The sequence below is a fragment of the Massilibacteroides sp. genome, assembly GCF_028705895.1.
Lineage (GTDB): Bacteria > Bacteroidota > Bacteroidia > Bacteroidales > Tannerellaceae > Massilibacteroides.
The window spans coordinates 21506-33959 of the sequence record NZ_JAQWCQ010000015.1; the positions used below are offsets into that span (position 1 = coordinate 21506).

Below are 12454 nucleotides of genomic sequence, written 5' to 3' on the forward strand. Positions count from 1 at the left end.
TAAAGATAATGCTATTAAGATTTTCAGTAAATATAAAGGCGCTTAATAATGGTGACAGAGACGAGTTTACGGCTCTGTACAATTATTATTGGAAGCAAGTTTACAATTTTAGTCGTTTATATCTTAGAAATGAACATGTGATAGAAGAGGTCGTACAGGACGTTTTTATTAAAATCTGGGAAAAAAGAGCGATGATCTCTGACAATGAAAATTTAAAAGGACTTCTGTTTATTATTACCCGTAATCTTATTTTTGGAAAGTTCAGAAAAGATGTAAACGAAACATTTTATAAATTATCAGTTTTGAATGCAGTGGAGCAATCTTATAGCATAGAAGAGGAGATAGAAGCTAATGATTTGAAAAACTACATTGATTTACTCGTTGATGAATTACCGTTGCGTTGTCGTGAGATTTTTCTTCTTAGCAGACGTGACAATAAATCTTACAAAGAAATTGCGACTTTGCTTTCTATATCTGAAAAAACGGTGGAAAACCAGATATCCAAAGCTCTAAAATACTTAAAGGAAAATATTCGTCTTCTTGTGCTGTTTTTGTCTTTTTTTAATTGATCGTTGAAGAATACCAACTGATAATCTTCACTATTTTATCTGATTCTTATAAACAAAATATCTATAAACATGTTTATATAAATAGTTATAAACATAAAATAATGAAGATTATATGAAACGAACTTTATTTATTGCCTTTTGGGCTTTGACCAGTGTGTTTGCATTTGCGCAAGAGGATGAACAGGGGTATGTTGATGGGGCTTGGGACTTGAAAGGCGTTACGGGGATTAACCTGTCTCAGACTTCGTTGAGTAATTGGTCTGCCGGTGGTGAGAATTCTATGGCCGGTAATATCTATTTAAATGGAGGGTTGAAAAGAAAAAGCGGTAATTGGCTTTGGGTTAATACGCTTGTTCTGGAGTATGGTTTGTCTAAGATAGAGTCTGATGGAACTAAAAAAACAAATGATAATATTGATTTCTCTACTCAATTAGGGTATTCTACGAATAATAAACTGTTTTATACAGCTATGGGAAGCTTTAAAACGCAGTTTTACAAAGGATATAATTATCCGGATAAATCAAAGATAATCTCTGATTTCATGGCGCCGGCTTATTCTAACCTCTCTTTAGGTTTGGAGTACAGACCGAAATCTAATTATTCGATTTTCTTTTCTCCTGCTTCTGCGAAACTGACGTTTGTAGAGGATGATTATTTGTCAAGTATCGGAGCTTTCGGTGTGGATCCGGGTGATAAGTTTAAAGCGGAAATCGGTACTTACCTGAAGGCACGCCTTGAACAGGGACTTATGGAAAATGTGAATCTTATCTCAACGTTAGACTTGTTTACGGCATATGATAAATCGTTTGGGAATATTGATGTAAACTGGGATGTTCTTATCAGCATGAAGATTAATAAATATCTTTCTGCAACCCTGAATGCAACCCTGAAGTATGATGATGATGTGAAAGCAACAAATGATCAGGGACAGCAGATAGGTCCCAAAATTCAGTTTAAAGAAATCTTAGGTGTTGGAATAGCGTACAATTTTTAATCGTCCTTGTAAACTCCCTTGATTTTTCTCTGCTTTTATTTAGCTATTTTGTGGTTAGATATAGATTAATTCTATCACATAATAGGATAAATTGAATGCAAAGTGAAAGTATTTTTACTATATTTGTTAACTTCGTAAACCAATAAAACAATAATAAAAATGATACATGATATAGAAATGTTGCGGGAATTCTACTCTCGATTTGCTGAGAAAATAAATTCTATCCGTAGAAGCATAAATAAGCCGATGACGTTGGCCGAAAAAATCTTATATGCGCATTTATATAACTCTTCCAATGTACGTGTTTATAAACGTGGAGAGGATTATGTGAATTTTCGCCCGGATAGGGTTGCTATGCAGGATGCAACGGCTCAGATGGCATTGCTTCAGTTTATGAATGCAGGGAAGGAAACTTCTGCTGTTCCGGCTACTGTACACTGTGATCATCTTATTCAGGCAAATTTAGGAGCTAAAGCGGATATTTCAACGGCAACAGATAATAATAGGGAAGTGTATGATTTCCTGAAGTCTGTATCTAATAAATATAATATTGGTTTTTGGAAACCCGGTGCCGGAATTATTCATCAGGTTGTGTTGGAAAACTATGCGTTTCCGGGAGGAATGATGGTTGGCACGGATTCGCATACGCCTAATGCCGGTGGACTGGGTATGATTGCTATTGGTGTTGGTGGTGCTGATGCTGTGGATGTAATGAGCGGTATGGAATGGGAATTGAAAATGCCGAAACTAATCGGGGTGAAATTAACAGGGAAATTGAGTGGTTGGGCTTCTCCAAAAGATGTTATTCTCAAAGTTGCCGGAATTCTTACCGTAAAAGGAGGAACAAACTCCATTATAGAATATTTCGGAGAAGGAGCTGTCTCTTTATCGGCTACCGGAAAAGCTACGATCTGTAATATGGGGGCAGAGGTAGGCGCTACGACTTCCTTGTTTGGCTTTGATGATAATATGGCGGCTTATCTGCGTCATACCGGTCGTGAACAAGTGGCTGAGTGGGCAGAACAGATTGCAGAACATTTGCAGGCTGATCCGGAAGTAATTGCTGCTCCCGAAACATATTATGATCAACTGATTGAAATCAACCTTTCTGAACTTGAGCCTTATATAAACGGGCCGTTCACTCCGGATGCAGCAACGCCTATTTCTCAGTTTGCCGCCATTGTAAAAGAAAAAGGATACCCTCGTAAGATGGAAGTTGGATTGATTGGCTCATGCACAAATTCATCTTATCAGGATCTTAGCCGTGCGGTGTCTCTTGCTCGTCAGGCAAAAAAAGAGAAAATTGAAGTCTCCGCTCCGTTAATTATTAATCCCGGATCGGAAATGATCCGCTTTACTGCAGAAAGAGATGGCATTCTGAATGATTTTGAGCAAATTGGCGCTGTGATCATGGCAAATGCCTGTGGCCCCTGTATTGGCCAATGGAAGAGGCATACGGATGATAATAATCGTAAAAACTCAATTGTTACTTCATTTAATAGAAACTTCGCAAAACGTGCTGATGGCAACCCGAATACGCATGCTTTTGTTGCTTCTCCCGAACTGACGCTTGCGCTGACAATTGCAGGGGATCTCTGCTTTAATCCGCTTACCGACAAACTAAAAACTAAAGACGGACGTGAAATAAAGCTTGAGGAGCCGCAAGGACTTGATTTCCCGACTGCCGGATTTGCTGTAGAAGACAATGGGTATATTGCTCCGGGTGCAAATAAAGAAGAGGTGAAGATTGCTCCGGATTCAACCCGTTTGCAGGCACTGCTTCCTTTTGCTAAATGGGATGGGAAGGATTATACGGATCTTCCTTTGTTGTTGAAAGCTGCAGGGAAATGTACCACAGATCACATTTCGATGGCCGGTCCTTGGTTGCGTTTCAGAGGACATTTAGAAAATATCTCTGATAACATGCTGATGGGTGCGATTAATGCTTTTAACGGTAATGCGAATTCGGTATTGAATCGTTTAAATGGAACATATGAAGGTGTTTCGGCGGTTGCTAAACAATATAAAGCGAAAGGAATGTCTTCAATCGTAGTAGCCGAAGAAAATTATGGAGAAGGCTCTTCTCGTGAACATGCAGCTATGGAACCTCGATTCCTGAATGTAAAAGTGATTCTGGCGAAAAGTTTTGCCCGTATCCATGAAACTAACCTGAAGAAGCAAGGTATGCTTGCTCTTACTTTTGCCGATAAGACGGATTATGATAAAATACAAGAGGAAGATACCCTTTTTGTTATCGGCTTGACTGATTTCGCCCCCGGAAAGCAGTTGACCGTTGTGGTAAAACATAAGAATGGCTCTGAAGAATCTTTCCTTGCTAACCATACGTACAATAATTTACAAATAGAATGGTTTAAAGCCGGTAGTGCTTTAAATTATTTGAAAACCAACTAAAAAATACCATGTCGAAAAAAATAACGAAGCAAAACGGAGAATTAGTCGTTCCCGATCTGGTGACGATCCCTTTTATTGAAGGAGACGGTGTTGGAGCAGAGATTACGCCGGTATGTCAACAGATCGTTGATGCCGCAGTCGAAAAGGCTTATAAGGGACAACGTAAAATAGAATGGAAAGAAGTACTTGCCGGTGAAAAAGCATTTAATATAACCGGCAGTTGGCTTCCGGAGGAAACAATGAATGCTTTCCGTGAATATTTAGTTGGAATAAAAGGACCCTTGACAACCCCGATAGCAGGGGGGATACGCTCGTTGAATGTGGCGTTGAGACAAACGTTGGATTTGTTTGTTTGCCTGCGTCCTGTACGTTGGTTTAAAGGCGTTGAAACTCCGATAAAGGAGCCTCAGAAGGTTGATATGTGCATTTTCCGTGAAAACACGGAAGATATTTATGCCGGTATCGAATGGCAGCAAGGAACACCTGAAGCAAAGAAATTCCTGAAATTCCTGACAGAAGAAATGGGTGTTACAAAAGTACGATTCCCCGAAACATCCTCATTTGGCGTTAAACCCGTTTCTGTTGAAGGTAGTGAACGTTTGATTCGTGCTGCTATTGAATATGCTCTTGAGAATAATCTACCGAGTGTAACGATTGTTCATAAAGGAAATATCATGAAGTTTACCGAAGGCGGATTTAAACTTTGGGGATATGCGATGGCTGAAAGAGAATTCGGAGATCGTGTATTTACCTGGCCGCAGTATGAAGCACTGAAAAAAGAACAAGGGGAGGAAGTGGCGAAAGCAGCCCTTGACAAAGCTGAAAAAGAAGGTAAACTTATTATTAAAGACGTGATAGCAGATGCTTTTCTGCAAAACACCCTTCTTATTCCGGAAGAATATTCCGTTATAGCAACATTAAATCTGAACGGAGATTATATTTCTGATCAGCTTGCAGCTATGGTTGGCGGGATCGGTATTGCCCCCGGAGCTAATATCAATTATAATACCGGATATGCTGTGTTTGAAGCGACACACGGAACAGCTCCTAATATTGCAGGTAAGAATGTGGTAAATCCTTCTTCCTTATTGCTTTCATCTGTTATGCTGTTGGAGTATCTCGGATGGAATGCCGCTGCAACATTAATAACTGAAGCCCTTGAAAAAGCTTTTCAAAATGGAAAAGCAACCCATGATCTTGCCCGTTTTATGCCGAATGGAATATCTTTAGGTACAAAAGAATTTGGGCAGACTATTATAACTTTATTGTAATATCCATAAAACATACAGAAAATGAAAAAAGAATATTTGATTTATCGTCTTTCTGAATTTGCAAAAGAATCAACAAAAATAGATAATGAACTATTTCCAAAATATGATGTAAAACGAGGGTTGCGTAATGAAGACGGAACCGGAGTTTTGGTTGGACTGACAAAAGTAGGAAATGTCGTAGGATATGAACGTTTACCGGAAGGAGGATTGAAAGCAATTCCCGGAAAATTGTTTTATCGCGGATACGATGTGGAAGATTTAGCGCATGGGCTCATCAAAGAAAAACGATTTGGATTTGAGGAAGTTGCTTATTTGATGCTTTCTGCCAAATTGCCTGATAAAGAAGAACTGGCTGCATTCAGAGAGTTATTGAATGATCATATGCCGCTTGAGCAAAAGACGAAAATGAATATTCTTGACCTTGAAGGACAAAATATAATGAATATCCTGGCTCGTTCAGTTCTGGAAATGTACACGTTCGATCCGAATCCGGATGATACCTCACGTGATAATCTCATTCGTCAGGCTATTGAGTTGATCTCCAAGTTCCCGACAATTATAGCTTATGCATATAATATCTATCGTCATAGTACACAAGGACGTTCCCTGCATATTCGTCACCCGCGTGAAAATGTGTCTCTTGCTGAGAACTTCCTTTTCATGTTGCAAAAAGAATATACCGAATTAGATGCTCGTACCTTAGACTTGTTGCTTGTTCTGCAGGCTGAGCACGGTGGTGGTAATAACTCAACATTTACTGTTCGTGTAACCAGTTCGAGTGGAACGGATACCTACTCATCTATTGCAGCAGGTATCGGTTCGTTGAAAGGGCCGTTACATGGAGGAGCAAACATTCAGGTAGCTGATATGTTCCATCATTTGAAGGAAAATATTGAGGATTGGAAGAGTGTGGAAGAGATTGATACGTATTTTATGCGCATGTTAAATAAGGAAGCATATGATAAGACCGGTTTAATTTATGGGATCGGTCATGCGGTTTATACTATCTCTGATCCTCGTGCTATACTTCTGAAAGAATTGGCCAGAGATTTGGCAAAGGAGAAAGGTCGAGATGTCGAATTTGCATTTCTTGAATTGTTAGAGGAGCGCGCAATTGAATGTTTTGCTAAATATAAAGGAACAAAAAAACGTGTTTCCTCGAATGTTGACTTCTACTCAGGTTTTGTGTATGAAATGATCGGTTTGCCACAAGAAATATTCACGCCGTTATTTGCGATGGCACGTATCGTAGGTTGGATGGCGCATCGTATTGAGGAACTCACCTTTGACGGAAAACGTATCATTCGTCCTGCATACAAGAATGTTCTGGATGAACAAAAATACGTACCGTTGAAAAAAAGATAAGATTAATAACATTAAAAAAGGCTATCATTTCCTGTTTGAGATGATAGCCTTTTTTGTTTAAGAGCCTGTTTAAATTTTTATTCGTGGCTTCTTTCGTTTTATTTTTTGTTTAGTTGTATATCCGCATGAATGAACATAGCGGGCTATGTGATTGAATGCGGAGATGCAGATAAGCAAAAAAGAAGACGAAAGAAGACCGAAACAAGCCCTCAAGAAATATCCTATAAAAATTTAAACAAGCTCTTAGTCTTGTCTCCATTCTTTCATTTCGTACATATCAAGATATTCTTCCCATTCGGGATCATGTTCTGTGTAAATGGTTATTGGTAATAATTCAAAAGGAGCAAGAGCTTCATTTAATCGTTCCCCAAATACTCGAACATTGCGTGCATAGAATACCCATACCCTCTCCCCATCTCCAGAATAGACTGCCGTCATTATGGCCAATTTGTCTTTTTCCATGATCTTTTGGAGGGCAACCTCTACGTCTTCCATTTGTTTACCAACCGGTTCTGTTACCATTCCTCTCTCGTCCGGTTCGTACTTCCATGTAATTTCTATTCGGTCTTTCAACTTTCCACTGGATGCAAATTCGGCCAATTCATCCCGACCTAAAACCGAGATGATCTGTCCCGTTTCACTTTGGGATAAAGCCGTAAACCATTCGTTACTTAATCTCATATTATTCTTGTTTTGTTATTGCTTTTCTCCCTCTCAACCATAATTGGTATGAGTTGATAATATTCTGCCATAGCACATAGGCCGCCGGAGCTACAGACGAGATCGGATTAAGATAAACCTGAGCCATCCAGATTGCAAGAATTGTGTTCTTTTGTCCCAACCCTTGTCCGGATGATACGGGATCGCCGTACTTACGTCCGATTTTTCTGCCTAATAAAAACTGGCCACAACAGATAATAAGCGCTACAACGGCACAACCGATCTCTATAAAATAATCCGCATTGTTCTGTTCAACTAAAAATTTGACAGTTCGTCCCGTCACAATGATTAATGCCACAGCCCAAAGATAAAAGGAAAGTTGATGTATGCGTATAATCCGTTCGTGTAATTTGGGTATTCCATAACGAATAACCCAGGCAAGCACGAGAGGAAGTATAAGAATTGGTCCTACCTGACTGCAAATAAAAATAACGGAATCAATGAATGGCATTTCTGTATAGGAACCTATAAGCGGGAATAAAACAGGTACGGCAAGAGCAACTGCAATATTGCAGAATAAGAGATAGCTGGTCAGAAAAGCAACACTTCCGCCAAGCATCCCCGTAATAACAGCTGCGGCAGTAGCCGTAGGTGCTAAAACACAAATCATCGCTCCTTGCGCAATCACCGGATCAATCTTGTAACAAGCCGCATAGGCAAGTAAGGCTCCTCCGATTTGAACGAACAGAAGCTTTCCATGCGCGGGATGAAAACGAATTTCTCTCGGGGATAATTTGCAGAAAGTAAGAAGCAGCATAAAGAAAATCAGATAAGGAGTGAGGATAGACAACTTTCCGCTGATGGGATAAGTTACGGCTCCGGTGATCATTGCCAATGGCAACATCCAGTTTTTAATAAATTTCAGCACAGGCAGATGTTTTATTCGTATGCAAAGTAACAAAAAAACCGGCGTTGCTCAAACAACCCGGTTCTTTCATGTTTATTATATGTTTTATCTTTTACCGCAAAGGTATATACTGAACGAAAGCCTCAATTGCTTCATAAGCAGCAAGTCCTAAGTCTCTGTACAGATCGGCTGTTGCACGGTTGCGATCTTCTGCACGTTGCCAGAACAAGCGTTCGTCGTCTCCGAGGAACGGTGCGCTTTCGGCTTGCGACTGATGCTTCAGGATAGCAATACGTTTCAGGCGTAACTCTTCCGGACTGATAGGCACGGCCATCTCAATGTGGTCCATTTCCCATTCTGCCCAGGCACCGCGATACATCCATATACGACATTCTTTCATCCATGCATCATCCTTCATTTCATCAATGGCAGCAAGAATAGCATCCAGACAAACCTTGTGCGTTCCATGTGGGTCGGCTAAGTCTCCCGCAACAAATATTTGATGAGGCTTAATATCTTCAATAAATTTCTTGATAATATCTTTATCTTTTTCACTGATGTCATTCTTCTTAACCAATCCGGTTTCATAGAACGGAAGATCAAGGAAGTGGATATGATCATCTCTCGTGATACCTGAATGACGCGCACCTGCACGTGCTTCCTCACGGCGGATTGTTCCTTTCATAAAGAGAACATCTTTATGTTCCGGTACGCCTTCTACTTTTTCATTTCTTAGATAATACAGTATATCTTCGGCTTTTTCGGCTACCGGATTACTGCCCGGTGCATATTTTGCACATACATCTCTCAGATATTCGCAATAACGGATCACTTCGTCGTCGCCTACTGCAATATTACCTGAAGTTTGGTATGCTACATGTACATCATGTTTCTGATCACACAACCTGCGGAATGTTCCTCCCATAGAGATTACGTCGTCATCAGGGTGCGGGCTAAAGATAATCACACGTTTGGGATATGGGTTGGCACGTTCCGGACGATTAGAATCGTCGGCATTGGGCTTTCCTCCCGGCCATCCTGTGATTGTGTGTTGTATATCATTGAATATTTTGATGTTCACATTATAAGCGGACCCGTATAAAGCCAATAATTCGCCTAATCCATGTTCACTGTAATCCTTATTTGTTAACTTAAGTATGGGTTTACCGGTCAATTGACAAAGCCATACAATAGCGCGACGGATTAATTTGTTGTCCCATTCACAACTTGTCACTAACCACGGACGACTGATACGTGTCAGTTGCGAAGCTGCAGACAAGTCGATCGCCACACGGGCTTTAGGAACAACTGTCTGTAAAAACGTAGCAGGGAATGTGTCGCTAACTTTGCCCTCTACCGTTTCATATATTAATTGAGACTTGTTCTCACCCCATGCCATCAGAATAATATTCTTAGCAGCAAGGATTGTGCTCATTCCCATTGTTATAACACTTGCCGGAACATTCTCTATCGATTTGAATGTATTTGCGGCTTCTTTACGTGCATCGTTGTCTAACAGAACTAAACGAGTACGAAGAGAAGGTGTAGATCCTGGAGCGTTGAATCCGATATTTCCGGCATGACCAACTCCTAAAAGGATATAATCAAGGCCTCCGGCTTCTATAATCTGATTTTCATATTGACTGCAAAACTCAGATGTGGCATCTTTCGACATGAATCCGTCCGGAGTATAAATATTAGCCGGATCAATATCAACATGATCAAGCAAAGCATCTTTCAAAAAAGCAATATTGCTATTTGCTTCTGAAACCAAAGGGTAGAATTCGTAAACATTAAATACGATTACATTCTTAAAGCTTAAATCTTCTTTTTTGTGCAGCCTGATTAATTCTTTAAAGACGCTTTGAGGAGAACGTCCTCCGGGCAGAGCTAATACAAACTTCTTTCCTTCCGCTTGCTTTTTGCGGATTTCGGCTGCGATTTGTTTGGCGATAGTTACTGATCCCTCATCGGCCGACTCATAAATAGAGGTGGGGATCTTTTCGAAACGCGTCAACACGGAGAGTTCATATGCATTCTCCGGACGGTAATACCGGGTTGGAATACGCGTCAGTGTGATCTGTGAACTAAGGTTCGTTTTCATTATCCAGTGTTTAAGTTACAATTTTTATTATTTAAAAGACCGAATTGCAAATATAACGTTTTCTGCAGTACGTTCTACCTCCTTAATTGTTTAAAACTTCTAATTCTAACGTCAATTCAGTCCATTTTTCCATCGCGTCTGCCAATTGTTTCTTTAAGTTCCCGTATTCTGTGTAAAGAGATGTGTCTGATGCGCCTTCCGGTGTAGCGAGTTGTACTTCTATTTCTCCTATTTTAGATTCGGTATTTGTGATATGTTCTTCGCATTCAGCTATTGCCTTTTCGACTTTTCGTACAACTTTCGCCTGCTCTTTTCGCGCTTCATAAGAAAGTTTGTTTTCTGTGACTTTCTCATCGCCGAGCGATTTGCTTTCTCCTTGCGCTTGCGAATTACGTTCTAATTCTTGTAAACTATCTACCTTTTTTCGCTCTAAGAACTCATAGATCCCCCCCAAATGTTCTACTATACGTTTGTTGCCGAATTCATAAACCTTATCAACCAACCCATCTAAGAATTCACGGTCGTGAGAGACTAAGATAACTGTTCCGTCGAACTCTTTCAACGCATCTTTCAAAACATCTTTTGAACGCATGTCAAGATGATTGGTCGGCTCATCAAGAATCAGTAGGTTAACCGGTTCCAGCAAAAGGCGGATCATAGCAAGACGACTCCTTTCTCCTCCCGAAAGTACACCTACCTTTTTGTCTGAGGCTTCTCCTCCAAACATAAAGGCTCCCAAAATATCTCTTATCTTAGTTCGTATATCACCTTGAGCAACGTAATCTATCGTGTCGAATACGGTAAGTTTTTCATCTAATAGCTGTGCCTGGTTCTGTGCGAAATAGCCGATCTTTACATTGTGGCCGAGTTGCAATTTCCCTTCAAAGCCAATCTCATTCATGATACACTTGACAAGCGTGGATTTACCCTCCCCGTTTTTTCCGACAAAAGCAACCTTGTCGCCCCGGTTGATTGTAAACGTTGCATGCTCAAAGACTAAGTGCTCCCCATAACGTTTCGCTAAATTCTCTACGATTACCGGATATGAGCCCGATCTTGGAGCCGGAGGAAACTTAAGGCTGAGCATAGCGGTGTCCACGTCGTCCACTTCGATACGTTCCACTTTCTCTAATTGTTTAATGCGGGATTGAACCTGCACCGCTTTTGTCGCTTTATAACGGAAGCGCTCAATAAAAGCTTCCGTATCCGCCAATTTCTTTTGTTGATTTTCGAAAGCGCGAAGTTGCTGTTCGCGACGTTCACGGCGCAGTTCTACATAGTCCGAATATTTCGCCTTATAATCATAAATATGCCCTAACTCTATTTCAATCGTTCTGAAAGTAGTGTTGTCTATAAAAGCGCGGTCATGAGATACTAATATAACCGCATTGGCACGTGTCGAAATAAAATTTTCCAGCCATTGGATAGACTCGATATCAAGGTGGTTCGTCGGCTCATCGAGTAAAAGCACATCCGGTCTTTTCAATAATAATTTGGCTAACTCGATACGCATACGCCAGCCACCGCTAAATTCCGAAGTGGGGCGATCAAAATCCTCACGCATAAAACCCAGTCCCATCAACGTTCGTTCAAGTTCGGCATGAAAATTAGCCCCACCTTCCATTTGGAAAAGTTCGGAGAGATGTGTTACTTTTTCAATCAGAGCATGATAAGCATCAGATTCATAATCCGTACGCTCGGCTAACTCCAGATTCATACGTTCAATATCCTGTTCCATTCGCCGGATATGTTCGAAGGCCAATTCAGCCTCTTCACGAACAGTCCGTAAATCCGACAACTGCATTTGTTGTGGCAGATAACCGATCGTAATATCTTTCGGAAGATGAACATTTCCTGATGTCGGAGCCTGTAATCCCGCAAAAATCTTTAACATCGTTGACTTTCCTGCACCATTTTTCCCAACCAGCGCAATCCTGTCTTTTTTATTAACCACAAACGAAACATCATCAAAAAGCGTAAACCCGCCAAACTCTACCGTTAGTCCTTCTACCGATACCATATCGTACTCTTCATTGTTTTATACTTTGCAAAGATACAATAAGTTCCATGTGTATCGTAGCATTACTCATATCCATTCCAAATTTAGAGGTAGGTCTAATCAAATTTAGAGGTAGGTCTAATCAAATTTAGAGGTAGGTGTAAATCAATTTA

Annotated in this window: 9 protein-coding genes; 5 read left to right on the top strand and 4 right to left on the bottom strand. The window is 40.4% G+C overall.

Annotated elements, in window-relative coordinates; genetic code table 11:
* Nucleotides 1-8: 8 nt before the first annotated feature.
* From PHT93_RS05675 to PHT93_RS05695, 5 genes are all read left to right on the top strand, one after another.
* On the top strand, nucleotides 9-569 hold the full coding sequence (locus PHT93_RS05675; protein ID WP_300240544.1) for an RNA polymerase sigma-70 factor: 561 nt from the start codon (nucleotides 9-11) through the stop codon (nucleotides 567-569).
* A gap of 112 nt (nucleotides 570-681) precedes the next feature.
* Entirely contained in the window at nucleotides 682-1563 is an 882-nt protein-coding gene (locus PHT93_RS05680) for a DUF3078 domain-containing protein (protein WP_300240546.1), read from the top strand.
* Between the two features lie 159 nt (nucleotides 1564-1722).
* Nucleotides 1723-3975, top strand: a complete 2253-nt coding sequence (locus tag PHT93_RS05685) for an aconitate hydratase (RefSeq protein ID WP_300240548.1) — start codon at nucleotides 1723-1725, stop codon at nucleotides 3973-3975.
* A gap of 8 nt (nucleotides 3976-3983) precedes the next feature.
* Entirely contained in the window at nucleotides 3984-5246 is a 1263-nt protein-coding gene (gene icd, locus PHT93_RS05690) for an NADP-dependent isocitrate dehydrogenase (protein ID WP_300240551.1), read from the top strand.
* A gap of 21 nt (nucleotides 5247-5267) precedes the next feature.
* Nucleotides 5268-6611, top strand: a complete 1344-nt coding sequence (locus PHT93_RS05695) for a citrate/2-methylcitrate synthase (RefSeq protein ID WP_300240553.1) — start codon at nucleotides 5268-5270, stop codon at nucleotides 6609-6611.
* A 243-nt stretch (nucleotides 6612-6854) separates the two neighbouring features.
* Here PHT93_RS05695 and PHT93_RS05700 read toward each other — a convergent pair whose 3' ends face one another.
* The 4 genes from PHT93_RS05700 to PHT93_RS05715 all read right to left on the bottom strand — a co-directional run bounded on the left by PHT93_RS05700 (nucleotide 6855) and on the right by PHT93_RS05715 (nucleotide 12302).
* The gene (locus PHT93_RS05700; protein ID WP_300240555.1) at nucleotides 6855-7292 is read right to left on the bottom strand and encodes a DUF695 domain-containing protein; all 438 of its coding nucleotides are present in this window, start codon (nucleotides 7290-7292) and stop codon (nucleotides 6855-6857) included.
* Between the two features lies 1 nt (nucleotide 7293).
* A complete protein-coding gene (locus PHT93_RS05705; protein ID WP_300240557.1) occupies nucleotides 7294-8199 on the bottom strand; it encodes a transporter in 906 nt (301 codons plus the stop codon).
* A gap of 91 nt (nucleotides 8200-8290) precedes the next feature.
* The gene (locus tag PHT93_RS05710; RefSeq protein ID WP_300240559.1) at nucleotides 8291-10282 is read right to left on the bottom strand and encodes a glucosamine-6-phosphate deaminase; all 1992 of its coding nucleotides are present in this window, start codon (nucleotides 10280-10282) and stop codon (nucleotides 8291-8293) included.
* 82 nt (nucleotides 10283-10364) lie between these two features.
* Complete coding sequence (locus PHT93_RS05715; protein WP_300240561.1) at nucleotides 10365-12302, bottom strand: ABC-F family ATP-binding cassette domain-containing protein; 1938 nt, start codon at nucleotides 12300-12302, stop codon at nucleotides 10365-10367.
* Nucleotides 12303-12454 lie beyond the last annotated feature (152 nt).

Coding starts and splice junctions, on each gene's coding strand:
- PHT93_RS05675 (WP_300240544.1), top strand. CDS start 9: ATGCTATTAAGATTTTCAGTAAATATAAAGGCGCTTAATAATGGTGAC.
- PHT93_RS05680 (WP_300240546.1), top strand. CDS start 682: ATGAAACGAACTTTATTTATTGCCTTTTGGGCTTTGACCAGTGTGTTT.
- PHT93_RS05685 (WP_300240548.1), top strand. CDS start 1,723: ATGATACATGATATAGAAATGTTGCGGGAATTCTACTCTCGATTTGCT.
- icd (WP_300240551.1), top strand. CDS start 3,984: ATGTCGAAAAAAATAACGAAGCAAAACGGAGAATTAGTCGTTCCCGAT.
- PHT93_RS05695 (WP_300240553.1), top strand. CDS start 5,268: ATGAAAAAAGAATATTTGATTTATCGTCTTTCTGAATTTGCAAAAGAA.
- PHT93_RS05700 (WP_300240555.1), bottom strand. CDS start 7,292: ATGAGATTAAGTAACGAATGGTTTACGGCTTTATCCCAAAGTGAAACG.
- PHT93_RS05710 (WP_300240559.1), bottom strand. CDS start 10,282: ATGAAAACGAACCTTAGTTCACAGATCACACTGACGCGTATTCCAACC.
- PHT93_RS05715 (WP_300240561.1), bottom strand. CDS start 12,302: ATGGTATCGGTAGAAGGACTAACGGTAGAGTTTGGCGGGTTTACGCTT.